General features: G+C 69.7%; 27 protein-coding genes. 12 read left to right on the top strand and 15 right to left on the bottom strand.

All coding sequences use genetic code 11. The features are described 5' to 3' along the window. Positions 1–857: 857 nt before the first annotated feature. Positions 858–1,796, bottom strand: a complete 939-nt coding sequence (locus ACZ43N_RS16210) for a diacylglycerol kinase family protein (protein ID WP_468098024.1) — start codon at positions 1,794–1,796, stop codon at positions 858–860. A gap of 199 nt (positions 1,797–1,995) precedes the next feature. On the opposite strand from ACZ43N_RS16210, the gene ACZ43N_RS16205 reads away from it, so the two are divergent. From ACZ43N_RS16205 to ACZ43N_RS16190, 4 genes are all read left to right on the top strand, one after another. After that, positions 1,996–3,279 (top strand): adenylosuccinate synthase, encoded by a 1,284-nt coding sequence (locus ACZ43N_RS16205; protein WP_468098022.1) that lies wholly within the window; start codon positions 1,996–1,998, stop codon positions 3,277–3,279. A 136-nt stretch (positions 3,280–3,415) separates the two neighbouring features. After that, on the top strand, positions 3,416–3,934 hold the full coding sequence (locus ACZ43N_RS16200; protein WP_468098020.1) for an AAA family ATPase: 519 nt from the start codon (positions 3,416–3,418) through the stop codon (positions 3,932–3,934). A 467-nt stretch (positions 3,935–4,401) separates the two neighbouring features. Continuing rightward, the gene (locus ACZ43N_RS16195; RefSeq protein ID WP_468098019.1) at positions 4,402–4,776 is read left to right on the top strand and encodes a type II toxin-antitoxin system RelE/ParE family toxin; all 375 of its coding nucleotides are present in this window, start codon (positions 4,402–4,404) and stop codon (positions 4,774–4,776) included. Beyond that, the gene (locus ACZ43N_RS16190; RefSeq protein ID WP_468098017.1) at positions 4,773–5,081 is read left to right on the top strand and encodes a helix-turn-helix domain-containing protein; all 309 of its coding nucleotides are present in this window, start codon (positions 4,773–4,775) and stop codon (positions 5,079–5,081) included. Before ACZ43N_RS16195 ends, ACZ43N_RS16190 begins: the two co-directional genes overlap by 4 nt. Before the next feature lie 167 nt (positions 5,082–5,248). Here ACZ43N_RS16190 and ACZ43N_RS16185 read toward each other — a convergent pair whose 3' ends face one another. After that, complete coding sequence (locus tag ACZ43N_RS16185; RefSeq protein ID WP_468098016.1) at positions 5,249–5,491, bottom strand: DUF6087 family protein; 243 nt, start codon at positions 5,489–5,491, stop codon at positions 5,249–5,251. Positions 5,492–5,908: 417 nt separating this feature from the next. Further along, positions 5,909–6,289 carry a hypothetical protein gene (locus ACZ43N_RS16180; RefSeq protein ID WP_468098014.1) on the bottom strand — a complete coding sequence of 127 codons (381 nt, stop codon included), beginning with the start codon at positions 6,287–6,289 and terminating at the stop codon, positions 5,909–5,911. A 176-nt stretch (positions 6,290–6,465) separates the two neighbouring features. Here ACZ43N_RS16180 and ACZ43N_RS16175 point away from each other — a divergent pair, with 176 nt between their 5' ends. Both ACZ43N_RS16175 and ACZ43N_RS16170 read left to right on the top strand, forming a co-directional pair. Further along, positions 6,466–6,924 carry a hypothetical protein gene (locus ACZ43N_RS16175; protein ID WP_468098013.1) on the top strand — a complete coding sequence of 153 codons (459 nt, stop codon included), beginning with the start codon at positions 6,466–6,468 and terminating at the stop codon, positions 6,922–6,924. 54 nt (positions 6,925–6,978) lie between these two features. Then, entirely contained in the window at positions 6,979–7,356 is a 378-nt protein-coding gene (locus tag ACZ43N_RS16170; protein WP_468098175.1) for a hypothetical protein, read from the top strand. 1 nt (position 7,357) lies between these two features. Here the strand turns inward: ACZ43N_RS16170 and ACZ43N_RS16165 are convergent, their stop codons facing one another. From ACZ43N_RS16165 to ACZ43N_RS16150, 4 genes are all read right to left on the bottom strand, one after another. Further along, a complete protein-coding gene (locus ACZ43N_RS16165) occupies positions 7,358–7,933 on the bottom strand; it encodes a DUF4232 domain-containing protein (RefSeq protein ID WP_468098012.1) in 576 nt (191 codons plus the stop codon). 115 nt (positions 7,934–8,048) lie between these two features. Then, positions 8,049–8,198, bottom strand: coding sequence for a hypothetical protein (locus ACZ43N_RS16160; protein WP_468098186.1), 150 nt, complete (start codon positions 8,196–8,198; stop codon positions 8,049–8,051). Positions 8,199–8,635: 437 nt separating this feature from the next. After that, on the bottom strand, positions 8,636–8,932 hold the full coding sequence (locus tag ACZ43N_RS16155; RefSeq protein WP_468098010.1) for a YciI family protein: 297 nt from the start codon (positions 8,930–8,932) through the stop codon (positions 8,636–8,638). Further along, entirely contained in the window at positions 8,929–9,495 is a 567-nt protein-coding gene (locus tag ACZ43N_RS16150) for a TetR/AcrR family transcriptional regulator (protein ID WP_468098009.1), read from the bottom strand. Before ACZ43N_RS16150 ends, ACZ43N_RS16155 begins: the two co-directional genes overlap by 4 nt. 162 nt (positions 9,496–9,657) lie before the next feature. Here ACZ43N_RS16150 and ACZ43N_RS16145 point away from each other — a divergent pair, with 162 nt between their 5' ends. Beyond that, the gene (locus ACZ43N_RS16145; RefSeq protein ID WP_468098008.1) at positions 9,658–10,794 is read left to right on the top strand and encodes an alkene reductase; all 1,137 of its coding nucleotides are present in this window, start codon (positions 9,658–9,660) and stop codon (positions 10,792–10,794) included. A gap of 344 nt (positions 10,795–11,138) precedes the next feature. On the opposite strand, the gene ACZ43N_RS16140 is transcribed toward ACZ43N_RS16145, so the two are convergent. Beyond that, complete coding sequence (locus ACZ43N_RS16140; RefSeq protein WP_468098007.1) at positions 11,139–11,645, bottom strand: winged helix-turn-helix domain-containing protein; 507 nt, start codon at positions 11,643–11,645, stop codon at positions 11,139–11,141. A gap of 732 nt (positions 11,646–12,377) precedes the next feature. Between ACZ43N_RS16140 and ACZ43N_RS16135 the strand changes: the two genes are divergently transcribed. Further along, on the top strand, positions 12,378–12,734 hold the full coding sequence (locus ACZ43N_RS16135) for a hypothetical protein (RefSeq protein ID WP_468098006.1): 357 nt from the start codon (positions 12,378–12,380) through the stop codon (positions 12,732–12,734). Positions 12,735–13,723: 989 nt separating this feature from the next. Here ACZ43N_RS16135 and ACZ43N_RS16130 read toward each other — a convergent pair. The 3 genes from ACZ43N_RS16130 to ACZ43N_RS16120 are packed head-to-tail and all read right to left on the bottom strand — an operon-like array spanning position 13,724 to position 17,074. After that, positions 13,724–16,138 (bottom strand): ATP-binding protein, encoded by a 2,415-nt coding sequence (locus ACZ43N_RS16130; protein WP_468098004.1) that lies wholly within the window; start codon positions 16,136–16,138, stop codon positions 13,724–13,726. Between the two features lie 50 nt (positions 16,139–16,188). Next, positions 16,189–16,812 carry a DUF6879 family protein gene (locus tag ACZ43N_RS16125; protein ID WP_468098003.1) on the bottom strand — a complete coding sequence of 208 codons (624 nt, stop codon included), beginning with the start codon at positions 16,810–16,812 and terminating at the stop codon, positions 16,189–16,191. Further along, positions 16,805–17,074, bottom strand: coding sequence for a hypothetical protein (locus tag ACZ43N_RS16120; RefSeq protein ID WP_468098001.1), 270 nt, complete (start codon positions 17,072–17,074; stop codon positions 16,805–16,807). The genes ACZ43N_RS16125 and ACZ43N_RS16120 overlap by 8 nt, the downstream gene beginning before the upstream one ends. Before the next feature lie 437 nt (positions 17,075–17,511). Here ACZ43N_RS16120 and ACZ43N_RS16115 point away from each other — a divergent pair, with 437 nt between their 5' ends. Continuing rightward, positions 17,512–17,898, top strand: coding sequence for a hypothetical protein (locus ACZ43N_RS16115; RefSeq protein ID WP_468097999.1), 387 nt, complete (start codon positions 17,512–17,514; stop codon positions 17,896–17,898). Between the two features lie 179 nt (positions 17,899–18,077). On the opposite strand, the gene ACZ43N_RS16110 is transcribed toward ACZ43N_RS16115, so the two are convergent. After that, the gene (locus ACZ43N_RS16110; protein ID WP_468097998.1) at positions 18,078–18,530 is read right to left on the bottom strand and encodes a hypothetical protein; all 453 of its coding nucleotides are present in this window, start codon (positions 18,528–18,530) and stop codon (positions 18,078–18,080) included. 184 nt (positions 18,531–18,714) lie between these two features. Between ACZ43N_RS16110 and ACZ43N_RS16105 the strand changes: the two genes are divergently transcribed. Further along, the gene (locus ACZ43N_RS16105; protein ID WP_055716663.1) at positions 18,715–19,005 is read left to right on the top strand and encodes a hypothetical protein; all 291 of its coding nucleotides are present in this window, start codon (positions 18,715–18,717) and stop codon (positions 19,003–19,005) included. A 50-nt stretch (positions 19,006–19,055) separates the two neighbouring features. Here the strand turns inward: ACZ43N_RS16105 and ACZ43N_RS16100 are convergent, their stop codons facing one another. Genes ACZ43N_RS16100 through ACZ43N_RS16090 form a run of 3 tightly spaced genes read right to left on the bottom strand, consistent with a single transcriptional unit; the run spans position 19,056 to position 22,922 of the window. Then, positions 19,056–19,706, bottom strand: coding sequence for a hypothetical protein (locus tag ACZ43N_RS16100; RefSeq protein ID WP_468097997.1), 651 nt, complete (start codon positions 19,704–19,706; stop codon positions 19,056–19,058). A 55-nt stretch (positions 19,707–19,761) separates the two neighbouring features. Next, on the bottom strand, positions 19,762–22,239 hold the full coding sequence (locus ACZ43N_RS16095; RefSeq protein WP_468097996.1) for a glycosyltransferase: 2,478 nt from the start codon (positions 22,237–22,239) through the stop codon (positions 19,762–19,764). Continuing rightward, a complete protein-coding gene (locus ACZ43N_RS16090) occupies positions 22,236–22,922 on the bottom strand; it encodes a GntR family transcriptional regulator (RefSeq protein ID WP_468097994.1) in 687 nt (228 codons plus the stop codon). Before ACZ43N_RS16090 ends, ACZ43N_RS16095 begins: the two co-directional genes overlap by 4 nt. 797 nt (positions 22,923–23,719) lie before the next feature. On the opposite strand from ACZ43N_RS16090, the gene ACZ43N_RS16085 reads away from it, so the two are divergent. Continuing rightward, positions 23,720–23,896 (top strand): hypothetical protein, encoded by a 177-nt coding sequence (locus ACZ43N_RS16085; protein WP_468097993.1) that lies wholly within the window; start codon positions 23,720–23,722, stop codon positions 23,894–23,896. Between the two features lie 7 nt (positions 23,897–23,903). Then, on the top strand, positions 23,904–25,487 hold the full coding sequence (locus ACZ43N_RS16080) for a helix-turn-helix domain-containing protein (protein WP_468097991.1): 1,584 nt from the start codon (positions 23,904–23,906) through the stop codon (positions 25,485–25,487). Positions 25,488–25,529: the final 42 nt, after the last annotated feature.

Raw genomic sequence — 25,529 nt, 5'->3', positions numbered from 1 at the left:
TCCAGCGGCCGACTCCCCGCAGGGGCCGCCGGCTGCTGACCAGACGATCGCCGCTCAGCGGCGACAGTCGCGGATCGGGTGATTCAGGGTGCCCGACGATTGCAGGACGCCCGCACCGGACGCGCAGGCCGCCCCGAGACGTCGCCCCTGTCGGCATCGGGGCGTCGACGGGTCTGGCTTGAGACGTCGACGAGCCTGGCCCCGAGACGTCGACGGAGTCGGCCCGAGGCGTCGCCGGTACGGGCACCGGGCGTCACCGGGGCCCGTCGGGGCCCGCCCCGAGCGGTCACCGGGGCCCGCCCCGAGCGGTCACCGGGGCCCGCCCCGAGCGGTCACCGGGGCCCGCCCCGAGGCGTGGCCGGGGTTCGCCCGGGGCGTCGCCGGTGTCGGGGCCCGGGTGTCGACGGGTTGGCCCGAGGTGCCGCCGAGCCCGTTCCTGAGGTGCCGCCGAGTCCGGCCCCGCCCAGTCCGGCCCCAAGACCCCGGCGGGCCCGGCCCAGGGGCGCCCACGGGCCTGGTCCCGAGGTGCCGACGAGCCCGTTCCTGAGGTGCCGCCGAGTCCGGCCCCGCCCAGTCCGGCCCCAAGACCCCGGCGGGCCCGGCCCAGGGGCGTCCACGGGCCTGGCCCCGAGGTGCCGACGAGCGCCCGTTCCTGAGGTGCCGACGAGTCCGGCCCAGGGGCGTCCACGGGCCTGGCCCTGTGGCGCCGGGGAGCCCGGTCCTGAGCCGAGGAGCCCGTTCCTGAGGTGCCGCCGAGCCTGGCCCCGAGACGTCTACGGAGTCGGCCGGGGGCGTCGCCGGTACGGGCACCGGGCGTCACCGGGGCCCGTCGGGGCCCGCCCGAGGCGTCCCCCGGGTCACCCTGGCAACGTCAGCCCCCACGCTCCCTCCCGCACCGTCCACGTCCGGGTGCGCACCGGGCCGGCCACCAGAGAGTCGGCCCGGTAGCGGAAGTCCGCGCCGGACACCGTCACCCGCTGTCCCACCGCCCGCAGCGGCGCCGCCTCGGCGCCCACCGAGACCGGCCGGACCTCGACGTCCGCGCCGCCGTCCGTGCCGGGGGCGATCGACACCCCCTGCACCGGCTGGTCGAGGTCGACGAGCGTCACCCCGTCCACCTCCACCCGCAGCCGGGAGGGCCCGACCGCGGCCGGGGAGGCGACCCGTATTCGGGCGGGCCGCGGGATTCGCGTCAGCCGGGGCGGCCGCGCGGACAACGTCCGCACCAGGGACTGCGGCCAGCTGCGCAGCCACGAGTGACCGGAGGAGTCTCCCCCTGCCCCCACACCGGCCTCCGCTCCGACGTCGGATCCGGAGTCGGCGTCCGTCTCGGCCTCGGCCTCCGTGTCGACGGCGGTCGCCCCGGCGGGCGCCGGGATGCGCAGTGTGCCGAGCACCACCCCGTCGCTGTCGTCGACGAGCAGATCCAGCCGTCGTTCGACCCCGTCGAGGGCGGTTCGCGCGGCGGCCACGGCGCCGGTCGGCACGCCGAGCGACCGGGAGAGCCCCAGCGCCGGCCCCACCGGGACCAGCGAGAGGGCGCACGCCGCCAGCTCCCGCTGCCGGTGCAGAAGGGCCACCGCCCGCAGCAGAGCACGGTCGTCCCCGACCACCACCGGCCGTCGCGAACCCCTCCGCGCCAGCACCCGAGCGAATTCCTCGGGCCCTTCCGGAAGGCACACTTTCGTACTCGCCGCACCCGCGCTGAGCACGTCTTTCGCGATCCTTACCGCCTCACCGTCCGTGTGACGGGCGAGGGGGTCGATGACCACGAGGAGCTGGTCGCCAGTTGCCACCTCGGTCCTGCCTCGCTTCCTCGGGTAGCATCTTTGTGCAAGAGCCCCTTGCGCTATTGCGCCAGGGGCTTCGTCTATTCCGGGGCATCCGGGTCCACAGTGTGCGACCAACGGCGGTCGCGGTGCACGCGGTGAGCATTCAAGCCACCGCGTACGCCCCCGACCTTGGACATGCCCCGCCCGGAAGGGGTGTACGCGCGTGCCCGCACTTGTGCTGCTCGGTGCTCAGTGGGGTGACGAGGGTAAAGGGAAGGCCACCGACCTGCTCGGCGGATCCGTGGACTACGTGGTCCGCTACCAGGGCGGCAACAACGCCGGCCACACGGTCGTCGTCGGCGACCAGAAGTACGCCCTTCATCTTCTCCCCTCCGGCATTCTCACTCCGGAGTGCACTCCGGTCATCGGCAACGGCGTCGTCGTCGACCCGTCGGTCCTGCTCTCCGAGCTGAGCGGTCTGAACGAGCGCGGCGTCGACACGTCCAAGCTCCTGATCAGCGGCAACGCTCACATCATCACCCCGTACAACGTGACCGTCGACAAGGTCACCGAGCGCTTCCTCGGCAAGCGCAAGATCGGCACGACGGGGCGGGGCATCGGCCCCACCTACGCGGACAAGATCAACCGCGTGGGCATCCGGGTACAGGACCTGTACGACGAGTCGATCCTGACGCAGAAGGTCGAGGCGGCCCTCGACGTCAAGAACCAGATTTTGACCAAGCTCTACAACCGGCGCGCCATCGCTGTCGAGCAGGTCGTCGAGGAGCTGCTGGGCTACGCCGACAAGCTCGCCCCGTACGTCGCCGACACGGTCCTGGTCCTCAACCAGGCGCTCGACGACGACAAGGTGGTCCTCTTCGAGGGCGGCCAGGGCACGCTCCTGGACATCGACCACGGCACGTACCCCTTCGTGACCTCCTCGAACCCCACGGCCGGCGGTGCCTGCACGGGTGCGGGCGTCGGCCCCACGAAGATCAGCCGCGTCATCGGCATCCTGAAGGCGTACACGACCCGTGTCGGCGCCGGCCCGTTCCCGACGGAGCTCTTCGACGAGGACGGCGAGGCCCTGCGCCGCATCGGCCACGAGCGGGGCGTCACCACCGGCCGTGACCGCCGCTGCGGCTGGTTCGACGCGGTCATCGCCCGGTACGCGACCCGAGTGAACGGCCTGACGGACTTCTTCCTCACCAAGCTCGACGTGCTCACCGGCTGGGAGCAGATCCCGGTCTGCGTCGCCTACGAGATCGACGGCAAGCGCGTCGAGGAGCTCCCCTACTCCCAGACCGACTTCCACCACGCGAAGCCGGTCTACGAGATGCTCCCCGGCTGGTCCGAGGACATCTCCAAGGCCAAGTCGTTCTCCGACCTGCCGAAGAACGCCCAGGCGTACGTCAAGGCCCTGGAGGACATGTCCGGCGCCCCGATCTCCGCCATCGGGGTGGGCCCGGGCCGCGACGAGACGATCGAGATCAACTCGTTCATCTAGGACCCTGGGATCGCCCCTGTACTTTCTCCGGCGGTCGGCCCGACTTGGGGCCGGCCGCCGGAGAACATACGAAAGCAGCACATCCGAGCCGCGGACCCGCCGACGTGACTGGTCTTTCCGCCATGAAGGAGCCAGGATGCTGCTGAGATTCCGGGTGGCGAACGTCCGGTCGCTGCGCGACGAGCAGGAGCTGTCGTTCGTCGCTCCCGAGGATTCCGAGACGGAGCGCGCCGCCGCCCGCGAGACGCTGCTCTCCGACGGCCGCAGGCTCCCCGTCCATACCGTGGTCGGGGTCTTCGGCGCCAACGCGTCCGGCAAGTCCAATGTCGTCGCGGCCCTGAAGAACATGCGCCGCGCCGTGTTGCGCTCCTATGCCGACTGGACCTCCAACGACGGCATCCCCCGCGACGAGTTCGCCCTCGATCCGAAGGCCGCTTCCGAGACCTCCTTCATGAGGCGGACATCGTTCTGGAGGACGGCGTCCGCTGGACCTACGGTTTCGAACTGGGCACGCGCAGGGTCGAGACGGAATGGCTCTATGCCTATCCCAAGGGCCGCCGTCAGGTCTGGTACGAGCGGGACGCGTCCCGTGAGAACCCCATCGACTTCCCCGGCGAGCGGGTCCACGACCGCGCACGGCTGGCCCGCACCATGACCCCGGACGCCCTGCTGCTCACCCGCGCGGGAAACGCCGGGCACGAACAGCTCGCGCCCGTCTTCGACTGGTTCGGGGAGAACCTCTGGGACGTCACCCCGGAGACGGAACGCCCGCAGCGTGAGGCATACACCGCGCAGCGTCTCCTGAACAGTGAGGGCTTCCGCCGACGTGCCGAGGAACTGCTGCGCGTGGCCGACCTGGGCATAGCCGGGGTGGAGGTCGAACACCCGACCGCCGCAAGAGCACCCTCACCACTCGTCGGCCCTGACCGTCTGACCGGAGGTCCGGGCCCGTGTCTCGTGAGGGCTGCCGCGGGACACGGGCCTACGGGGGAGAGGAGCCCTTCCCGTTCGAGTGACGCACCCCTCGGCCGACGATGTCCCGGCTTCGGCGCTGCTTGTCTGAGCAGGGCGACGTCAGTTGGCGGCAGTGGCGATGAGTGCGGCAGCAATGCGGGAGCGGCAATGAGTGAGGACTCGGTCCTCTACGTGATCGAGCTGGAACCGGAGGTACGCGCGTGGCTGGAGACTCTCGCACTCGCCGACTACCGTGCGGTCGAGCGTTTCGCGGATCGGCTCGCTGTGGAAGGACCGCTTCTGCCCTTTCCGCTGGCAAGCCACCTCGGTGACGGGCTGCGGGAACTCCGCGTCGGTTCCTTCCGGGTCACCTACTGGCTGGCCCCGGGGCGCAGGGCAGTGCTGCTCACGGTGTTCAGGAAGACGAAGATGCGGCAGACGGAGGAAGTGCTCCGGGCTCAGCGGGCGCGGAAGGTCTGTGAAGCCGAGCATCCTCCGGCGGGCGAGCACGGCACCTACAGTAGGGGCGAGGAGGCATCATGAGCAGGGGCTACCACACCGGCTGGAGCGTCCCCCCCGAGGACCGGGAGGACCCCGCGTACAGGGCCGCCGGGCGGCGTATGGACTTCGCTCTCGCAGTTTACGAACGGCGCTCGGAGCTGGGGCTGAGCAGCGCGGAACTCGCTGAGCGGGCTGGGCTGGCTGTGGAGGAGATCGAGCGCATCGAGGAGAGCGGTGTCGACCCGACCCTCGAACTCATCGAGAGCCTGGCCGAGGCCCTGCACTCCGGCGCGCTCATCGACCCACGCGCGACACCGGAGTTCCGCTTCGAGAGTCGCGCGGCGTAGCCAACCGGCCCAGGTTCGCCGGTCTTGGCGTAGCGCACGGCAGCGCTGAAGCTCCTGCCCTGAGGTGGGAGTCCTGATCCGCAGGCAAGCGGCGCCGAAGTGTCAGGTGGTCTCCGTCGCGCCGACGACGGTTCACGCGGTTGAGTCGGCGCTGTTCTGAAGTCCGTTCACTCCTGGGCTGTGGCGAGGTTCGGGGCGGTGCCGACTACCTGGTACGTGAAGTCATCCCACTCCTCCAGTACACGTGGCTCGTCCGGTTGCAGGTGTCCTGCGCTGCCGTGCACGGGCCGGTGGCGTCGGAAGACGTCCATCGGCGGGCGCCGCGCGGCAGTCCGGGACGGGCTGGCGGCGTCCAGCAGGGTGATGAGCCAGGAGGTGAAACTTCCCCTCTTCGGCAGACGTGGCTTCATCCAGTTCCTCGCCGCTTCGCAGCACGGGTGTGTCTACGTCTGCAACATGGTCTGGGCACATGAGGGTGCTCGGCCGATGTCGAGGCTCCTTCACCGCAGGGGTACCCGCACCATCCGTGGGCCGCTCAGCCCCGGCGGCGCTTCCACATCCGGTGCACCTTGACGAACAGCATGGCTCCGAGGAAACCCAAGACGTTCACGACGACAATCGCCGCGACTACGGTCCAGACGGTCTGTTCCACGGCTCCCCCGTTCTCGATGCCGCCGCTTCGGGCCGCAGATTCTGGTGGGAGAGGCAGGCATTCAGCCCTCTACTTCTTCCCCAACACGCTCAGCCCACCCCTTGGATGATCAAGGGGTGGGCGAAAACATTGCGGTGCAATTCTACGAGCGACGGAAAACCGCTTCTTGGAATCGTCAGTGAGTGTCGAGTTGTGCACTCAGTTCCATGACGAGGTGATAGCCGCCCGCCAGGTCGATGTCCGTCTGTTTCCGCAGGGATTTGATCGCGGAATCACGGTCGCCGTTGCGGAGAAGGTTCGTCATCTCCTCGACCAGTGGCGCGTCGAGTCGACGTAGTGCCTCCAGCGCCTGGCCATAGGTGGTCGGCAGAGGCTTCCCCTCGGTGAGCAGATCCAAAGCGGTCGGGGCCGTATGGAGTGCGAGGCCAGAGTTCTTGCGCAGTCGGCGGATTGCCTTGGTCGTCCGACCCTCGTCCGCCAGTGCTTTCGCTTCGTCCTGGCTTTCCTGCTCAACCGGTGTGATCAGTGCTGTGAGGCGTGCCTTGGAGGTCGTCATCGTGAGGAAGTCCCGTCACTTGCACTGCTTCTTGATCTTAGCTGTGGTGGTGGATGCCCAGGCGATGACGTGGATGGCCTGGGCGGGCATCGGAGAACTGCGCCCCCACCGCTACCGCCACCCTTGCAGCACAATGTTTCTCGTACGGATCACCGTGACGCCGGGGAGGCGCGGCCATGGCTGCCGGAACGGCAGAGGGTACGACCGAGCAAGTCGAGGCGGAACGGCCGCTGCTGGAGCACTTGAAGGCGATGGGCGGGCAACACATCGAGGGCGCCCGCCTGAAAGGGTTAGGGGAACGCGGTGACTACCGGGAGGTGCTGCTGGAGCGGCGCCTGCGGGCCGCCCTGCGCCGCAACTCGGCCTGGATGCAGAGCGACGCGCACACCGACCCAGCCCTCTCCCAACTGCGTGCCGCCGCCCGTCATGTGTCCGCCGAGTCCCTGCCCGGGGCCAACCGCGATGCCACCACCCTCCTGCTGCACGGCGTCATGCAGGCAGGGCCGGACGAGAAGGACGTGAAGACGCCGGGGACCGATCTCTTACCCTCCATGCCCCCAAGGGGTGCGCGGTCGGGCGGGCGGAGGCTTTCGTCCGGGGCGGCGAGGCTTGGATCACCGCCAAGACGCACCTGAGTGACGAGCGTCGCCAGCCTGATAGACGTGCACGCCGACGCCTACGCCGACGCCATGGATGACGAATTCCACCAGCGATTCGACTGGTTCGTCGACCACTGGACCAGCAAGCCGGGCTTCACCTGCGTCGTCGGATTCGACGGCGACGAACCGACCGGCTTCGCCTACGGATCCCCGCTCCCGGACCTGACGAGGCCTTCAACAGCGCGGGCTGGACCGCGATCCGGGAGGCTTCATGAGACAGCTGGCGTGTACTCGGGCATCGGTGCGTCGACCACTGGGGGCCCGGTTGCGGGTCAGTCCCCACATTCGCCCCGTGGCGGGTACGCCGGACGGGTCACCACGGCGGCGGCACGCGACGCCGCCGGCTGGCGACAGGGCGCGGAGGCGGCGGACCGGGCCCAGGTGGGGGTCCGGCCGAGGCTGCCCTGAGTCAGTCGCCGACCGACAGGAAGGGGCCCACTGATGCCTCGAGTTCGCCCTCGGACTTGATTGCGACGTCGGCATCCGGCCACTCGTGGGCGCTTGCCTTGTCGTCCTCGGGCAGGAAGAACTGCAGGCCGGTAAAGCCCGCGCCCTTCTGGCCGTTACTGGCGTCCCCACGCACGTACGAGACCGTAAATGTGACCGCTTGCTCTGGCGCCAGTGTCAGCGGCGCCGCCTCTGAGACACCCTCCTGCGGCTTGACGTCGTAATCGGTGGGGCCGAGCAACTCGACTTTGGTGGGGGCGCCTTCCAGGGTGCAGTCGTCGGTGCCCTTGTTGGTCACGATGATGTGGACGGCGCCTTCGTCACCGACGGCCGGAGCAGCAGTGTGGGCCCCGACTTCGGTGTGCGTACCCTGATCCGTCGTGCAGGCGCTACTCGCGGCAGCGGAACTGCTCGTGCCCTTGCCGGAGTCCCCGCCGCCCGAGCCACCCCCGTTCCCGTCGTCGCTGCCACCACTGCAGGCGGTGAGCGTGAGGGCCGCGAGAAGGGCGGCGGCGGTGGCGAAGGAAACGGTGCGCATGGAGTTGGTTCCCGGGGAGTTCAAGGCCGCTGTCGTAGCCGGCGGTGTGGTTGTGTGCGAACGGGCCGCGAAACCCGGAGGTTCCGCGGCCCGCCCGACACATGATCTACGACATCTACGACCCGGCGCTCGCCGTCGGCAGATCCGCCGTCAGATCCGTCGGCAGCCCCGAGGGCAGCGCCCCCTCCGCCTTCTGGAACGTCTCGTCGCCGACGCCGCCCTCCCACGTGATCGTGAGGGACTTGGCGTCGACGGAGTCGACCATGCCGGAGGCGCGGTCGTCGCAGCGACCTGGAGGCCGTCCACGGCCGGCTGATCCGCGCCGTGGCAGACGCCCTTGGCACTCTCGACCGCGAGGCGGGTTATCTGGGGTTCCCCGGTCGCCTGAGCAGGTCGGCGAGCATCTGGATCTGTCAGGCAAGTAAGGCACGGTGCTGCGGTTGGCACTGAGATCGAGACCACCCGGCGCGTACGGTCGGCCCGGGAGGGGGCAGCATCTTGGGCTGACCGGAGCCGTGAGGCATGGATGGGACACCAAACGTTTCGACCGAAACGATTGGAACGCCCGTGCGAAGCGTTTCGATCGAAACGCTTCCACCAGGGATAGGGCCGCTGCTGGCTAATCGGTCGGACGACGCGCCCCCTGGAGGGCGCCGCTCCACGCGCAGCGCGGTGCGCCGTCGGGGCCGAGGAACGGTCTCGTCACAGTAGGAAGTTCAGCCGCTCGTCCGCCATGCCCGGCGCGATCTCGATGATCTCCGCCGTGACGACGTCCTGGACGACGAACGGGTCCTCGTCGACGCGCTTGCGCAGTTCCTCGGGCGAGGTGTTGTGGGCGAGGACCGCGCCGCCGAGGCCCGGCTGGATGCTGCCGACCAGCAGGAAGACCTTGTCGTCCAGGCCGCGCTGGATCCACTCCTGGTGGCCGGCCATGTGCTGGGCGGCGGCGGCCTTGTTGTCGGAGAACCGGAGCAGGACCACGAACATGCTTTCTCTCATCTCTCGTAGGTGCGCAGCCAGTCGCGCATTCGGTCGACCTCGCGCTGGATGAACGCCTCGTCGTGGAAGGCGTTGGCCATGACGGCGACGCCCTGGCTGAAGGCGAGCACGTGCATCGCCAGCTCGTCGGCCTGCTCGGCCGGTCCGAGCAGTGCGAACTGCTCGCGCAGCCAGGTGCGGAACAGGGTGAACAGGCGGCCGGCCTGGCCGAGCATGGCGTGCTCCAGCTTGGCCAGCTCCGTGGTCAAGGTGCCCACGGGGCAGCCGTAGTCCTGGATGTCGGCGCGGTTGGTCAGCACGATCTCGACGTACCGCATGATCCGGCCGGCCGGGGTCAGCGCCTCGGCCTCCCACTGCTCCAGCATCCGCCGGGTGTCGGCCAGGCGGGCATCGATCACCGCGTCCAAGATCGCGTCCTTGGACTTGAAGTGGTAGTAGAAGTTCCCCCGCGACAGGCCGACGGCTCCGGCGATGTCCGCGAACGAGGTGTGCTCGTAGCCGTGGTGGTAGAAGAGCCGGTCGGCCGCCGCGACGATCTGTTCGCGGGTCGCCACAGCAGTCATGGTGATCCCCTTCCGACACTGTAGGACAGTCGACCTAGAGGCATAACGTAGGTCAGCCGTCCTAGATCGTCAAGCCGTTGACACCGCCGTGATCTGCGGCCTAGCGTGACGGCGCCCTAGGACAACTGTCCTACGACGCTCGCCGCAACGCTGGAGCTCCGCATGCACCTCGACCTGTTCGCGCCGTTCGACCTGGGCGGCCTCACGCTCGCCAACCGGATGGTGATGGCGCCGATGACCCGCAACCGCGCCGACGCCGACGGCTGCGTTCCCTCGCTAATGGTCGACCATTACCGTCAGCGCGCCACTGCGGGCCTGATCGTCGCGGAGTCCACCACTGTCTCTCCGCAGGCGGTCGGCTATCCCTTCACGCCTGGCCTGCACACCGCCGCCCAGGCGGCGAGCTGGCGGCGTCTGACCGACGCGGTCCACGCGGAGGGCGGGCGCATCTTCGTCCAGTTGCAGCACTGCGGCCGCGTCTCCCACCCGAGCCTGCTGGACGGGCAGGTGCCCGTCGCCCCCTCGGCGCTCGCACCCGCCGGCCAGGCCGTCACCCACACCGGCCCGCAGGGCTTCGTGACGCCCCGCGCGCTCGACGCCGGCGAGCTGCCGGGCATCGTCGACCAGTTCCGCCGCGCCGCCGCGCTGGCCAAGCAGGCGGGCTTCGACGGCATCGAGGTCCACGCCGGCAACGGCTACCTGATCGACCAGTTCCTGCGCAACCAGACCAACCACCGCACGGACGCATACGGCGGTAGCGCGGCCAACCGCATGCGCCTGCTGAACGAGGTCCTCGACGCCGTATGCGAACAGTGGCCCGCCGAGCGGGTGGGGGTTCGCCTGACACCGGAGAACGGCTTCAACTCGATGTCGGACTCCGACCCGCAGGGCCACTTCGAGTACTTCCTCGGGCAGCTGAGCGCACGCAACCTGGCCTACGCGCACGTCCTGGAAGGCGGCATGGCGACGACGGCCGTCTCCCTCGACTACCGCGCGCTGCGGGAGCGGTTCACCGGCCCGTACATCGCCAACAACGGCTACGACCTCGCCCGCGCCCGAGCAGCGCTGGACGCCGGGCATGCCGACCTGGTCGCCTTCGGCACGCCGTTCATCGCCAACCCGGACCTGGTCCGCCGCTACCGCGAGCACCTGCCACTGGCCGCCGCCGACCCCGCCACGTTCTACGGCGGAGGACAGGCCGGCTACACGGACTACCCGTCCTACCGGGACGACGCACCCCAGACCCGCGCCCTCACGCCCCAGGCCGACGCCCAGACCGTGGCCGGGTCTGCACCCTGATCAGCCCCCGGACCGGCTCCTGACGCTCAGTCCCCTCCCGCGCAGAGGCCCCGCTCCATGATCAATCTCAGCACTAGCGGTTCCGTTGTGTTCAGGAGGCCCTGTTCATATGCGCCCAGCACCCCGCGACCACCCGATCGGGACTCCCGTTCGACGCGCATCTCTCAAGATCGAAAAGACAACAGCTTCTGAAGCCACTGTCGATGCCCAGGGTCTGAGTAGGGTCGGGGACTGGAAACGGAGCGACAGCCACCGGGCCCAGTCCCCGGCCTACTGAGCTCGTGGAGCCACAGCGGGTGCCGCGCGACGGGATAGACCAGGACGGACCGGAGGTCGGTGTCAGCTCAGTTTGAGGTGTGGTTCAAAAGGCTGAGCCCTAGCTGGCTTGGGCTGTGCAGCGCCGTGTTGCGGTGCCTGACGGTGGTAGTTAGCCCAGCTTCACGGAGGACGGTGGCGTGTTCGCTGGCGCTGGATGTGGACAACCCCGTGAAGGCGGCAACTTCCTTGGTTGAGCAGCCTGGGTGCTCGGCGATGGCCGCAAGTACAGCCGCACGTGTGTGCCCGAGCAGCGCTGCGACTGGTGCGGTGCCTTGTGTGGGGACGGTTTTGGGCGTGAAGTAGGTCAGCCGACGCAAGGGCTGGTCATAACTGGCTGGGTAGGTGACGGCAGGCTGGGGCTCAGCGTCGTAGTGGATAACAGGACTGTTCAGCATCACCGAGGGCATGAGCAGCAGGCCTCGGCCTCCTAGGTGCAGATCGTATTCGTTGTCGTCCTTCGGTGTGGAGATTTCCAGTATCGGAGCCTTCCAGCGCATACGTTGCGGATTGACCTGGCTGAGTAGCAGCTCCACGCCCCCGTGCAGCACCTGCCGCATACGCACTGACCGATCAGATACGAGGGCGTCAACTATCTCTGGCCAGTAGGGAGCGAGGAGAGCCTCGTAGAGAGCGCTGAGGCCATCGCAGACTTCTTGGAGGAAGTCTGCGTCGGTGAGGCGGTGAGTCAGAGGCGAGACTGGGCTGTTTCGCGGGAGGATCGTAGTCAACTCCTTCCGGATCTGGGACACCGGTGTCGCACGTACCTGCTCGATGAGTTCCTCCGGCGCGCCGGCCCTGGGCGCACCGAGGAGAGTTGGTGACCAACCTGCAGAGGGAATGAAGTCCAGGGTCAGACGTGCTGAAGGGGATAGCTGTGCGAGTGCATGACGACGCCAGCTACTCAGCCGAGCCAGTTGACTGCGATCTTGCAAGGCCCGTGCAGCCGCCTTCAGCTCTACTAACGGCATGGGCGCCTCGGCCACTCTCGTGCGGGCCAAATCCTCAGCTGTGAAGTGAATGCGAAAGACCATCGCTCCCCGAAGCTGTGAGTCAAACTCCTACGGAAATTCCGTTATGTCGTTGTTCGGTCCAGGCCGAATCAGGTCGTGGATTCAGCTGTCGACCGTCCAGTCTGAGGCAGGGGAAGCCGTGGTGCTGGGGGCCCAGGTCACCAGCACCACGTACTCCGCACGTTCATCTACTCCTTTCCGCTCCTCAAGACTGCCCACGGGGGAATCAACATGCGCAACTTCAAGAAGAGGACCATGTCCGCTGTGCTCGGAGGTGTCATGGCCGGGGGACTCCTCCTCGCGGGAGAGTCACCGGCTGCCGCAGCCTCCTGCAGCGTTACGGCCGGCAATGTGCTGAAGACCGGCGGCGGCCAGGTCACCGGATACGGTGCCTGGACCGGCAGCGGCTGCGGTTACATGAAGATCAAGATTCAGCGCAAGGTCCTGGGGATCTGGTACACCGCGAACAGCGACGGCTGGAACGCCAGCGGCGACAGCTCCGGCAACATTTCCCTGCCGGCCAGGTGCAGTGGTACTCACACCTGGCGGGTGTGGCTGGACGGGGAGAATACCGACAGTAGGACCGGCCCCACCAAGTCGATCACCTGCTAGCGCTCTGACCACACAGGTTCACCGGGTTGCGTTCTGGCCCGAGTTCAAGCCGCATGGCCGACAGGCGCTTGGCGCGGACTCGACCGCCACTGCAGCAGCCTGCAGCAGCAGCGTCAGCCGATCGCCCTGCTGAGCAAGGTCCCGGCGGTCGCCGGGGCTCTCCTCCAGGGCATCAGCTGTTGAACCGGATGGCGTCGTGCAACTCCAGCAGGGTTTGGCTCAGTGCGTTGTGGCAAACCGGATCTCGTTCGAAGCCTGTGGTGCGGGTGATCATTCGGACAGGGTTGCCGGTGTGGTTGTGGGCATGAAGAAACGGGCCTCTTGGCAGTGACGTGGTTGTTGAGGCCGGTCACGAGCAAGGGGACCCGTTGTCCGACGAGTTGACCAGCCCTGCTGTACTCGCGTCCACCGCGGTCACCCCTGGGTGTGACTGCTACGTGCGCAGGTTCGGTTCGATCGCTCCGGGATGGCGGGCGCGGTGCTGTCCGAGTGACATGACGGACGCGGAGTGGGCCGAGGTCCGCTCCGCGATGCCGGTGCCGGCCTGGCTGCTCAGACAGGGCGGGCGTCCGAAGGCGTACTGCCACCCCGACGACCGCCACACCGGCGGCCTCTCGCCATGCCCCCGTGCCGGAGCCGCTCGACCCACGGCGGCAGCCATCTCACCGCCAGACGGCATGTGAACCGGCGTATTCACGGGGCTCTCCTCGGCCAGCACCGACACCAGCTCCTCACACCCCACCCGGCCCCGCTCGACCCGCTCCCGCGCGGCATCCACCTCCGCCTGCGCCTGCTCCAGAACCTCCGTCCAGGACTCCAGATCCTGCTCCTCCGCGCCTCACGCTGTTCCGTCAACCCGCACCGACGGCATCGCACGCTCCTCGATCCACAACAAGCCGTCCGCTGCCTGCCCTACCTCTCCGCGATCACGCCCCGCACACGAAGAAGCCCCTGCTCATCGAACAGGGACTACCTTTGCCGCAACGCACTCAGTCGGATTCCGCCAGGCGGAGTTCGACACGCGCCCGCGTCGCCACCGCTCGTGGGTCGTCGAAGTCGGCCAGGAGCCTCATGGCCTCGGCCCAGTGCCTGCGGGCCGCCCGAGGGTCTTCGTAGGACAGGGCCGATCCCAGGCCGTCGAGGGCCAGGGCCTCGTGCCAGGCGTCGCCGAGTTCGTGGTGGGTGGCGGCGGCCTGACGGTGAAAGTCGGCCGCCTCCGTCTGGCGGTCGAGCCGACGGTAGACCTCACCCGTACGGTGCCACGCCAAGGCCTGCTTGCTGCGGTCACCGAGGTGGAGTTCGAGCGTGGCGGAGCGCTGGTAGGAGATCAGGGCGTCGGCGAGGTCGCCGCGGGTCTGCTGGGCCTCGCCGAGAGCGAGCAGCCAGTAGGCCTCCAGGCGGAGGTTGCGGAGGCCGAGGGCGATGTCGACGGCCGTCTGAGCGGAGATCAGGGCCTCCTCGATGTCCCCCTGCTCTCTCTGAAGTCCGCTCAACAGGCGCAGGACGTTGCCCTCGCCGCGTTTGTTGCCCAGGGCTCGGTGTGCTGTCAGCGCCTGCTCAATGGCTGTCGCGGCCTGTGGAAGGCGTCCGGCTCGGTAGTGGGTGGTCGCGAGGTTGGACAGCGCGGTGGCGGCCCAGTGAGCCGATTGCTGTTCCTCGAAGGCAGCGATGGCCTGACCGAAGTGGCGGGCGGCGGCGTCGAGGTGCCTGCGATGGAGGTGGTTCAGTCCGATCAGGTTGAGCGAGTGCGCCGCGTTGAGACGGTCGCCCAGCTCGTTCCAGATGCCCAGCGCGTTTCGGTGGCACTCCAGACTCTCGGGCAGACGGTTGACCCGGGAGTGCGCCATACCGAGCTCCGTGAACAGGAGGGCCTCCGCGGCACGGTCGCCGGACCTGCCTGCCGCTTCCAGTCCGACGGGGCCCACTCTCAGCCAGTCGGCGCCCCCGGCAGAGGGGTACTGCGCGTGCCACAGGACGGCGCACAGCTGCCAGGCGAGACCGTCTTCCTCGGTGGCGGCTGCCGTACGGACAGCCTGCAGGAGATTGGAGTGTTCACGCTCGGCCCAGTCCACCGCGGCGTCGTAGTCGGGAAACGACAGGGGGCACACACCTCCGGGAGGCGACGTGAGGTCCAGGTGGTCCTCGTCGGGGCTGATCCAGCTCTGGGCAGCGTCGGCTGTGTGGAGATACCACTCCAGGACGCGGCGCAGTGCGGCTCTCCGGCCTTCCTCGGGCTCCTCGTGCTGAGCCTGGTCAAGGGAGTAGGCGCGTAGCAGGTCGTGAAACTGGTAGCGGTCCGGGGCGGTCTGTTCCAGCAAATGGGCCCCGACCAGGGAGTCCAACAGTTGGCGCGTCCGGACCGGCGTCACGCCGGCGAGGGCCGCGGCGGCAGCCAGGCTGAACTCGGGCCCGGGATGTAGGCCCAGCAGACGGAACAGCCAGGCCGCCTGGTCGGGCAGCGCCCGGTAGGACCAGGCGAAGACGGTGCGGACTGCTTCGGCTTCGTCGTCGTCGCCGGTGCTCAGGGCGTCCCACAGGGCGGATTCGTCACGCAGGTCGGCCGTCAGGTCGTGCAGTCGCATGTGGGGGTGGCTGGCCGCACGTTCGGCGGCGATGCGCAGGGCCAGGGGCAGCCGGGCGCAGAGCCGGGCAAGTTCCGCGAGTTGCTGTTCGTCGTCCTCCGGCCGGTAGTCGGCGGTGACGGCCCGCAACAGGGCGATGGCCTCGCGCTCTGGCAGTGTTCCCAGGGTGAGCCGACGTGCTCCGTCCCGGACCGCAAGGCCGGACAGCCGGCTCCGGCTGGTGACGACGACCAGGGAGCTCGCGCTGCCGGGTAACAGCGGACGGACCTGGGCCGCCGTGGCAGCGTTGTCGAGGACGATCAGTGTCCGACGGTCGGCCAGCAGCGAGCGGTAGAGCGCGGCAGCGGCGTCGAGGTCCTGGGGCACGGATTGCGCACGGACTCCCAGAGAGGTCAGGAAGCGGCGCAGCGCCTCCTCGGCGCCGACCGGTCGCCCCGGATCGTAGCCGCGGAGATTGACGTAGAGCTGGCCGTCGGGAAAGCGATCGCGGACCTGGTGGGCCCAGCGCAGAGCGAGCGAGGTCTTGCCCGCGCCCGCAGTGCCGGCGATCACGTACAACGACACCACGAGAGGATCGTCGCTCTCGCTGGTCAGCACCGCGTTCAGCTGGTTGAGCTCTTCGGTCCGGTTGACGAAACCGCGTACGTCGGCGGGAAGCTGCCGCGGCGTGGGGGCCGCGGAGCCACGGTCTGACAGCGCCGGTTCGTGGAAGTGGATGCCTCCCGCGATGTCCCTGGCCTGTACGACATCGCGGGAGGACGTCCCCGACACCTCGGAGTGGGTGCTGCCGGGGTGGTGGTTGTCGTCGTCAGTGCCGGACACGGTGATCGCTTGCTCCGTCCTCCTGCGAGGCTGCCCCGGGGCCGGGGAGGCTACAGCGTCCTGGGCGCGGGCAGGTGCGCCACCTCGCGCTCGAAATAGGACCTCACGTCCTCCCCCGCCTCGTAGAGCTTCCTGATGTAGTTCTCCCAGCTGCTGACCGGATCGTGGTCGGTGTAGCGGACCGCGCCGAGCGTGGCCCCGGCCTCGGTGTAGAGGACCTGGAAGAGAGTGCCGCCACCGAGGACGACGATTTCCGGCAGACGGTGCTCGCGCTCAACCGAAGCCACGTGCTCGGCGGTGACGACGCGAATCCGCTCTCCGTACTCGGCGCGCTGCCTGTGCGAGTGGAGCTCCCACTGCACGTACGGCGACAACGGCTTCTCGACCACTCGCACGCGGTGGAAGCGATGACCCCTGCGGGTGTCCTCCCGAGCGGCGGCGAGCAGGCTGTCCCGCCGGTCCTCCAGCAGCCGCAGCGCCATCTCCCAATCTCCTCGGCGCAGGGCGTCACGGCTGGAACTGCCTTGCTCCTCGAAGTACTGAAGCCGCTCCAGCTTCCAGGAGTCCGCGTCGTGGATCGCTGCCTCACGTGCTCGGAAGTCCCGTTTGTAGGCGTCGCGTGTAAGGCGTTCGCCGCCCTCGGGAGCGAGAACCGGGGGAAGTAGGTCAAGCATCGGGGATGTCCGCCTTCGCAGCGCTGAGCATGCTTCCGGGGATGACCACCAAACGCTCGTCCGGCGCGAGGCTCACTCCGTCAGGAAGGCGGGCGTCATAGGCGGCCGTGAGGTCCCTGCCGATGACAGCGATGTCGCCGTTGTCCAGCTGCCAGATGTCCGGGCATTCATCCCGGCCGTCCGAATTGCCCAGCTCTTTGGCCGACTTGCCCAGCCTCCGCTCGAATAACGCGGAAGGGTTGGCCTCCCATGCACGGGTCATCCTCGCCCCCAGTCCATTTGGTTGCACATTCAGCTACTACGGATTGTATCCGCTTCGATACTCAGAACAACCGGGCATTGGGTCAATGCGGGGCGGCTTCCGGCCGTGCCGCTCCGGGAGCGCATGGGCGGGGGACGGCTGACGGGACCACCGCTGGGGGCTGCTGCGTACCGGCTTCACGCCAGGATCCGCCCACCGGACGCCCGCCCCGGATACGCCCGGCCCGTACCGCCGGACCCGAGCGGGTAGGAAGACAATGCGCGCCCGTGGGCGACGGGACGTCATGGACGAGTGGAGCGCGTGGCACCGGATCCACGCTCACCGCGTACGGGGCGAACAGCACACCGGTGTTCCGTCGTCCGCACTGTCCGCGCGGAGTCGTGTTGTCCTACTCTCGGTCCGCGACGTACACCGCTGACACACGGGGGAGGGTGTTCGTGGACCCGATCGCGCCTGAACTGCTCATGGCCCTTGCCGGTGGTACCGCGGGTGCCGCGGGGCAGCAGATCTGGGCATCACTGCGCGACCTCGTCGGACGTCGGCAGTCGGAAGGAGAGCCGTGGGGAGGGGGCGAACTGACGGCTCTCGACGCGGCGGCGGACGACGCCGAGCGGGCCCGGGAGCTGTCCGAGACGCTGGCTGTGCGCGCCCGACAGGATCCGGCCTTTGCCCGGGCGCTTGAGTCCTGGCGCCGCCGGGCCGAAGCGCTGCACGGCTCACCGACCGGTCCGGGTGACGTGCGCAACGAGATCTCGGGCGGGACGTTCCACGGCACGGTCGTCCAGGCACGTGACATCAACGGCGACCTGAACATCGGCGGCTAAGGGCTGTCCCGTAATCCCCGGCGGGCGCACGACGCCGGCTACGGCACCTCGCCGCGTTGTCGGAACGCCCGCATACATCCAGTATGCGGACGCCCCTCCGCCTTGCGATGCTCCCCCACTGCCTGAACGGCGTGGGAGGTGCCCCCAGCATCCGACGCCGTGCGCTGATCCACCGCGGATTACGGGACAGCCCTTAGAAGCCGGACGTTGTCGGGGCCGTGGAGGGTGGAGAGTGTGCGCATCACGGTCCAGACGGGGCCCCAGTGGGTGTCGGGCCCGGCGGCCATGGCTCGGGTTCGGCCGCCCGAGCGGTCGGTCTCGTGCCAGTCCGCGGAGGCGAGCTCCGACCAGGTGATCCATGTCGTGCCGCGAAGGTCGGTGGAGTCCGCGTACGGGGCGTACGCGTCCCGCAAGGCCTCGGACGCGGTGTCCGGGAAGCCGCGGTTCTCGGCGAGGGGGCGGAAACCGGTGTCGTCGCGGACGCCGAAGAGGCAGGCGAGCGCGTCGTACGCGTTGCCGACGTTCAGGACGAAGAGGTCCATGGCGGCGTGCCAGACGGAGTCCTCGTCGTCGGGGCCCCACGGACGCGCGCCGGGGCGGCATTCGATCATCCCGTCCAGTTCGGTGGCCATGGGCGCATGGTGCCCGGGGCTCTCGCTCGTCGGCATCCGGTTTTCGCGGGGTGGGGTGGCCTGGCGGCTCGGCGGACATTGTTCGCTTGGCGGGCATATCCTGAGGTTGTGCCCGGTGTGGTCCACGGGGTGGGAGAGGGGGGTGGTGGCCGGGAGTTCTCAGGGGGGCGGAGAGGAGACTGCCATGCGCGTGCTGTTGAAGGCGTCCTTCGACACCCAGCGGTCCAGCGAGATGCTGCGGAGCGGCAAGCTGCCCCAGATGATGGAGGCGCTCATGGAGCGCACCAGGCCGGAGTCCACCTACTTCACCGTCGATCAGGGCCGGCGCACGATGTACCTGTTCTTCGATATGACGGACTCCTCCGACATGCCCTCGATCGCCGAGCCGCTGTTCATGGAGATGGGCGCCAGCATCGACTACACGCCGGTGATGAACTTCGACGACCTGCAGACGGGCCTCGCCAAACTGAGCTGAGGCGGCGTCCCCCGGCCCTCGCCGCCCCCGCAGCCGGCCCGGCCTCCCCGTCAGCTGAAGATGATCATCGAGCCCTGGGCCAGGCTGCGGGTGGCCGCCGCGTTCAGGCCCAGCCAGACGTGGCGTTCGCGCGCGAAGGGGCTGGAGTCGAACGGCGCGGGAGCGGCCGGTTCCTCCAGGGACGTCGGCGCGAGCGGCGGGGCGGGGGCCAGAGGCGGGTTCGCGGGGTCGATCCCGATCGCCGGGCCCACGGTCTCGAGTTCGCGCAGCAGGCCCTGGGAGGAACCCAAGGGACCGTTGCCCGCGAGGAGTTCGTCGTTCGCCAGCGGGTGCGGGAAGTCCACGGGGACGTACGCGCCCGCGTGGTCGTAGTGCCAGACGAGATGCGACTGCTGGGCCGTCGTCTCGAACATCTCCAGCAACTGCTCGTAGTCGCCGCCCAGCTCGCCCACCGGCGTCACCGGCAGACCGCACACCTGCAGCAGGTACGCCCGGCGCAGGAAGTGCAGCGCGTCGTAGTCGAAGCCCGCGATCGGGGCGACCTCCCCGGTCAGCCCGGGCATGTACTGGTACACCGGCACCGGCGGCAGTCCTGCCTCGCCCAGCACCTGGTTGTAGAGCGCGAGTTCCTCGGCGAAGGGGTTGTCGGGCGTGTGGCACAGCACGTCGACGAGCGGGACCAGCCAGAGGTCACAGGCCAAAGGAGCACTCCTCACAGTGTGGGCGGGGAAGAAGCGTAGTCGCTGAACGCCGCCTTCAGTCCCCTTCGTGCAGGTCCCATACCCACACACCGCCCACCCACTTACCGGGACGCCCGACCAGCCTGTCCACGGTGACGCGCAACTGCTTGTCGTAGTACTGCGGCACGAGGACCAGCGCCCCGGCGTGCCAGTACGCGAAGTCCTTGCGGGCCTGCGCCTGCCAGGCCTCCCCGATCGCGGGGGTGCGCCCGCTGTAGCGCACCTCCCGCAGCAGGGCGGAGGTGTGGCGCGGGACGGCGCCGTAGATCCCGGTGCGGTCCTCGCCGAAGGGGCCGTTGAAGTAGCCGCCGGGCATCCGGAAGCCGAAGTCGGCCGTGGTCTGCCAGTGCAGCGCCTCCGCGTTACCGGGGTCCGGCAGCGGCACCGGGACGAGCGTCTCGCCGGCCCCCGTGTCGACGTACGACCGCCAGGTGCCGTCCGCGATGAACGACGGCACCTCGGGCCGGTCCACCGACTTCAGCGGGGCGGGCACGATCGGCAGCAGCGCCAGCGTGATCGCCAGGAAGCCCACATACCGGGTGCCGAGGCCCGGCGCCGCCGCCAGACGTTCGAAGGCGAGCGCCAGCAGCGTCCCCAGCACCGGCGCGCAGACCATCGCCACCCGGCCCTCGATGACCGACTCGAACAGCGGCCGGTCGGCGAGCAGCGCCCAGGGTCCGGGCAGCACCAGGTCCGTCCGCGGGAGGCGGATCTCGGAGCCGAGGGAGAGGACGGCGGCGGCGACCGCGGTGAAACCGAGCGCCTTCACCAGCGGGCGCTCCCACAGGCGTACGACGATGCCGAGGGCCAGCAGCACCAGCGGCCAGCCGTAGAAGGCGTTCTGTTCGGTCGGGTTGAGGGAGAGCGCGTCCGCCCGCTCCCGGTCGCCCGCGAGGAGCGAGCGCTCGGCGAAGGAGAGCAGGGCGAGGGGGCTGTTCCCGGCGTGGTCACCGTGCCCGATGCTCTTGTAGCTCTGCGGGCCGAAGAACTGCCAGGACAGGAAGAACGCCACCAGGGGGAGCGTGGTCAGGGCCGCGACACCGAGGCCCTTCAGCAGCGGGCGCCAGCAGGCGCGGGTCACGTCCCGCCGTACGGCCCCGTACGCGGCGGCGAACAGCAGCATGCCCATCGCGGCGAGCAGGAGGGGCTCCTCGCCGAGGAAGATCTGATACGCCGTCATCAGGCCGAGGACGACACCGTTCCGTACCGTGCGGGCGCCCGTGCACAGCCGCAGCGCCCGGTCGATGATCAGCGGGATCATGAACAGGACGATGAAGTTCGGGTGCGCGTTGGCGTGGCTGACCATCGGGGGCGCGAACGCGGCGAGGACAGCGCCGGTGAAGGCCGCGCCCCGGTGCCGTACGAGCCGTCGCACGAACAGCCGGTACCAGGCGGCGGCGGTGGCGGCCAGGCCCAGCGTCATGACGAGACCGAGGGAGACCGCCGGCCCCAGGGCGAGCGTCACCGGGGTGAAGGGGACCGACAGGCCCAGCATGACCGTGTTGGCCATGAGGTTCACCCCGTCGGGGAAGCCCTGCAAGTCGGTGAACAGGGGGTTCCTGAGGTGGACGACGTTGTCGGCGGTGACGGCGAAGAACCACTCCCACTGGTTCTGGTCCTGGAGGGAGTCGGGGAGGTAGCGGCCGTTCGGGTCGATCCAGCGGCCGGCGTAGAGGGCCACCGCCATCAGCAGGAAGACGAGGACCGCGAGCATGTCGGCGGGGCGCAGGGAACGCGCCGCCGACCGCGCCGAACGGCCCTTCAGGGAGGCGAGTTCGCCGAGGACGCGGGCGTAGTCCCGGGCGCGGATCTTCGAACCGGGCTGGTGGGACCAGCGGATCGGCACCTCGGCGACGGACCAGTCGGCGCGCCGGAAGTGCCGCAGTATCTCGACGTCGATCCCGAACCCGTCGAGACGGGAGGCGGCGAACGCCTCGCGGGCCCGTTCGCCGTCGAACAGCTTGAACCCGCACTGGGTGTCACGGATTCCGGGCACCACGAGCCCGCGTATCAGCAGGTTGCCCGCGCGGCCGAGGTTCTCACGCAGCCGGTGCTGCCGCCGCTCGACGCGCGCACCCGGTGCCTCGCGGGAGCCGATCGCCGCCGCGTGCCCGTCGCTGAGCGCCTTGTCGAGCTGCTCCAACTCGTCGATGGGCGCGGCGAGATCGGCATCCGTGAGGAGGACCCGGCGGCCGTACGAGGCGCAGACCCCGAGGCGCAGGGCGTGGCCCTTGCCCCGGTTGCGGGGCCCGCCCCTGATGAGCTGCACCCGTGAGTCGCGCTCGGTGACGGCGGCCACGACCTCGCGCGTTCCGTCCGTCGAACCGTCGTCGACGACGAGGACCTCCCAGGTCTCGGCGGCCTCCGTCGCGGTGAGGTGGGCGACGATCGCGTCGAGGGTGGGGGCGAGACGGTGCTCCTCGTTGTAGGCGGGGATGACGACGGACAGATCGACGCCGACCCGGGGGCCGGCGCCCGTGCGGGCCTCGCTCATCCGTCGGCCAGCCGTTCCACGAGGGTCAGCGAGTGGTCGTCGTACTCGGCGATGATCTCCTGTGCGGTGATCGCGTCCCGGCGGGTGAGCGCGTCGACGAGGTCGGTGTACCGGTCCCACAGCCGGCCCCTGAGGTCGTCCGCCCGGCGCAGGTGCTGCACCGCGCACACCCACGACTGCACCCGCAGCCGGTGCAGGAAGTCGGAGAGGTAGGGGTTGCCGAACAGGACGATCAGCTCGCGCCAGAACCGCAGGTCGTAGCCGATCAGGACGTTGAGATCACCGGCGGTCGCGGCCCGCCGGGCCTCCTCGCCGCGCCGCCGTACCCCGGCGAGCGCCGCGGCGGTACGGGTGTCCATCTTCCGGTCGCCGAGCCGGCGGAACATGCCGTCGCCGATGAGGGTGCGGGCCTCGACCATGTGCCGGTAGTCGCCCGGCGAGTACTCGTGCACCTGGAACCCGCGGTGCTGCACCGCGTCCAGCAGTCCCTGCGCGGACAGGTCCACCAGCGCCTCGCGCACGGGCGTCGCCGACACCCCGTACTGCTCGGCGATCTCCTTCACCGTGAACTCCTGCCCCGGCTTCAGTCTGCCGGCCAGCACCTCGTCACGGAGCGCGTCCGCGAGCTGCTGCCGCAGGGTGCTTCGAGTCACGGCGCCATTGCCGCCGCCGGTGCCGGGCATCGTGGTCCGGTTCCCCCATCCGCGTACGCGTACGCATTCCTGTGCGTGGTCTCTGCGTTCTCTTACGAGCACGTCACCTTACGCGTTCGGGTTCCGGGAGCACTGTTTCGGTCGGGCCGGTGTCTCACGCCGCGCGACGGCAGCGCGTCAACCGCGCGACCGGCCTGTCGGGGCAGCTGTCCGTGTGTGGGGGGGGCCTGTCCCGCGGGGAAAAGGTCCTGGCGCCGGGTGTGGGCGCCAGGACCGGTTGAAGACGCGCAGCAACGGGTCTTCGGGTGTCTCCGGATCACTGTTTTGCCCGCAGTACATCGGAGAAGCTCCGCCACGGCCGAGGGCGGTGACGGATGCAGGATCAAAGATCGGGTATGCCGTGCCGTCAGGTCAACACCGGGATGACGGTGCGGAATTCGCCCCGGCCCCACGGCTTTGACCTGCGGCGGAGTGGGTCGACGGGGTACCGGAAGCGGTGCCTGCGCTCGGGACACCGCTGCGGAATCCGCCGCGAGGGGCCGACCTGCAGGCCACAAAGGTGGGACGCACCTGCGGGAAAGATGCCGGCGTGACCTTTGCGACCAGGGCACATGCACCGCCGGCCGCGGGACCGGCAAAGGGACGCGCCTGCGGTAACGCGGGCCGTGAGTTAGCTCCGCGGCCGACGCATGCTGCAACATCACTTCTCACGAGGGGCGGCAGCAACCGCCTTGCACAGCAACCTCGTTGCCCGCAGTACGCGCACAATTGGAGAAGGAACGTTGACCCTGTTTCCCTGTGGTGTGTCCTCCGCCAGGCCCCGTCCGGTGACCGGCCCCGAGGCCCTGGTTCTGATCGTCATCGTCGTCGTCGCGGCGGCCCTCGCCGCGACGGGCCTCCCGACCGCCGGCGTGGTCCTCCTCGTCGCGGAGGCGGCGGCCCTCGGCCTGCGGCTGCTGCGTCAGCTGCGCAGCGGCCGGGACGAACCGGCCCCCGAGGTCTGACCCCCTCATGGGCCGCCGTGAGAACCCGATCGGTCAGTGCGGCAAGACCCTGCACTCCCTCGCGGCCTGGCTTCGCGCCGGCCGCGAGGCGGTGGGGCTCACCTACGCGGAACTCGCCGCCCGCACCGACTACAGCGCCGACACCCTGGCGCGCGCCGCGTCCGGCCGGAGCGTGCCCAGGAATCTGAAGGTCGTCCTCGCCTATGCGAGGGCCTGCGGCCTGTCCGCCAAGGAAGCCGAGAAGTACTGGAGACTCGCCCGGCGCGACGAGGCACAGGCGCTGATGGTGCTGAGCGGGCGCCGGGGCGGAGTGCACATCAGCCTCGTCAAGGACTTCGCCGACCTGCACTCCGCGATGCTGGAGCTCTACCAGAACGCGGGCTGCCCGCCCCTGCGCAGTCTGGACGCCCGCATCGGCGGCCTGGGGCGGCTGCCGCACAGCACCGCCGGCCGGGTTCTGAAGGGCCGCTCCAAGCCCAGCCGCCCCTTCGTGCAGGCGTTCGCCGAGGCTCTCAGCATGCGCAGGTCCGAACTCCCGGAGTGGGGAAAGGCCTGGGACAGGGCGGATCGCGCCCGGCGCAGCACCCGCACCCGTCTTCGCCGCACCGGGCAGACCGGTCTCCTCGACCGCCTGACCACCCACGATCGCGTCACCCCCCGAGACCTCCAGCTCCTCATGAGCGACCTGGAGTCGTCCGCGCGACGGGGACCGGGCATCAAGCTCCTGGTCCACATCCCCGAGCCGCACGAGACGGAGGCATACCGGGCCGCCCGTATGACCCGCGAACTCCTGGTCGACCAGGCGCAGCGGCGGGGAGACCTGTCCTGCCCCGAGTGCGCGCGGCCGTCCTTCGGGTACGACGACTCGCAGGGCTGGCGGGCCGCGCTGTGCACGGAGTGCAGTTCCCCGGCCGTCGTCGAGCGCGCCGTCCCCTCCGCGCCGCCCCTCGGTTCCCAGGACACCCCGACGCTGTCCCTGAGGGTTCCCGCGTCCGTCGAACGGCCGCGCCTGCCCCGTCGGGTGCCGGGACGCGCGTGGCCCGGCCCCGCGCACGGTTTCACGTCGACGCCGCAGGACGCGGCCGGCCTGGAGACGATCACGGAGAGCGCGCAGTCGGACAGCGCTCGGCCGGACAGCGCTCGGCCGGACAGCGCTCGGCCGGACAGCGCTCGGCCGGTCGGGACGGCGCCCGACTGGCGGTGTCGTACCTGCGGCGACTACCACGAGGCCGACATCCCCTGCCGGACACCGGAACCCGAGGGTCCCCCGGCGGGCGGTACCTCCGCTCCACCCGGCGGCGGACGCGCCGCCGCCGACCCCACGGACCGCCCTTCGTCCGCGCAACGGGCGCTCGGCGACTTCTTCGCCTTCGGCCGTGGTCAGCACGGCGCGCGGGCACCGGGCCACCGGCCCACGGCGGCCGGATTGCCGGTGCGGCTGCGCATCACCATCCCCGGTGGCCGGCCGAGCCCGACGGCCGTGCGTGGGACCGGCCCGGAACAGCCGACCGACTGGTACGCACCCCGCACACCGCGGAACCCCGACTCCCCGGCGGCCGAGGACAGACCTACGGGATCACCCGAGAGATGACGGGCCCCCGGTGTCCACGGTCGCCCCAGGGACACCGGGGGC

Source organism: Streptomyces sp. NPDC030814 (assembly GCF_055572155.1).
The sequence above is the reverse complement of the archived record's forward strand: the minus strand, read 5'-3'. Positions and strand labels throughout refer to the sequence as shown.

Bases quoted from the DNA above. Each gene is read 5' to 3' on its own strand.
- ACZ43N_RS16200 (WP_468098020.1), top strand. From the start codon at position 3,416: ATGCTGCTGAGATTCCGGGTGGCGAACGTCCGGTCGCTGCGCGACGAG.
- ACZ43N_RS16095 (WP_468097996.1), bottom strand. From the start codon at position 22,239: ATGAGCGAGGCCCGCACGGGCGCCGGCCCCCGGGTCGGCGTCGATCTG.
- ACZ43N_RS16165 (WP_468098012.1), bottom strand. From the start codon at position 7,933: ATGCGCACCGTTTCCTTCGCCACCGCCGCCGCCCTTCTCGCGGCCCTC.
- ACZ43N_RS16190 (WP_468098017.1), top strand. From the start codon at position 4,773: ATGAGCAGGGGCTACCACACCGGCTGGAGCGTCCCCCCCGAGGACCGG.
- ACZ43N_RS16105 (WP_055716663.1), top strand. From the start codon at position 18,715: ATGCGCGTGCTGTTGAAGGCGTCCTTCGACACCCAGCGGTCCAGCGAG.
- ACZ43N_RS16175 (WP_468098013.1), top strand. From the start codon at position 6,466: ATGGCTGCCGGAACGGCAGAGGGTACGACCGAGCAAGTCGAGGCGGAA.
- ACZ43N_RS16145 (WP_468098008.1), top strand. From the start codon at position 9,658: ATGCACCTCGACCTGTTCGCGCCGTTCGACCTGGGCGGCCTCACGCTC.
- ACZ43N_RS16135 (WP_468098006.1), top strand. From the start codon at position 12,378: ATGTCCGCTGTGCTCGGAGGTGTCATGGCCGGGGGACTCCTCCTCGCG.
- ACZ43N_RS16155 (WP_468098010.1), bottom strand. From the start codon at position 8,932: ATGAGAGAAAGCATGTTCGTGGTCCTGCTCCGGTTCTCCGACAACAAG.
- ACZ43N_RS16125 (WP_468098003.1), bottom strand. From the start codon at position 16,812: ATGCTTGACCTACTTCCCCCGGTTCTCGCTCCCGAGGGCGGCGAACGC.
- ACZ43N_RS16080 (WP_468097991.1), top strand. From the start codon at position 23,904: ATGGGCCGCCGTGAGAACCCGATCGGTCAGTGCGGCAAGACCCTGCAC.
- ACZ43N_RS16195 (WP_468098019.1), top strand. From the start codon at position 4,402: ATGAGTGAGGACTCGGTCCTCTACGTGATCGAGCTGGAACCGGAGGTA.
- ACZ43N_RS16160 (WP_468098186.1), bottom strand. From the start codon at position 8,198: ATGGTCGACTCCGTCGACGCCAAGTCCCTCACGATCACGTGGGAGGGC.
- ACZ43N_RS16180 (WP_468098014.1), bottom strand. From the start codon at position 6,289: ATGACGACCTCCAAGGCACGCCTCACAGCACTGATCACACCGGTTGAG.
- ACZ43N_RS16170 (WP_468098175.1), top strand. From the start codon at position 6,979: ATGGATGACGAATTCCACCAGCGATTCGACTGGTTCGTCGACCACTGG.
- ACZ43N_RS16090 (WP_468097994.1), bottom strand. From the start codon at position 22,922: ATGCCCGGCACCGGCGGCGGCAATGGCGCCGTGACTCGAAGCACCCTG.
- ACZ43N_RS16185 (WP_468098016.1), bottom strand. From the start codon at position 5,491: ATGAAGCCACGTCTGCCGAAGAGGGGAAGTTTCACCTCCTGGCTCATC.
- ACZ43N_RS16120 (WP_468098001.1), bottom strand. From the start codon at position 17,074: ATGACCCGTGCATGGGAGGCCAACCCTTCCGCGTTATTCGAGCGGAGG.
- ACZ43N_RS16110 (WP_468097998.1), bottom strand. From the start codon at position 18,530: ATGGCCACCGAACTGGACGGGATGATCGAATGCCGCCCCGGCGCGCGT.
- ACZ43N_RS16150 (WP_468098009.1), bottom strand. From the start codon at position 9,495: ATGACTGCTGTGGCGACCCGCGAACAGATCGTCGCGGCGGCCGACCGG.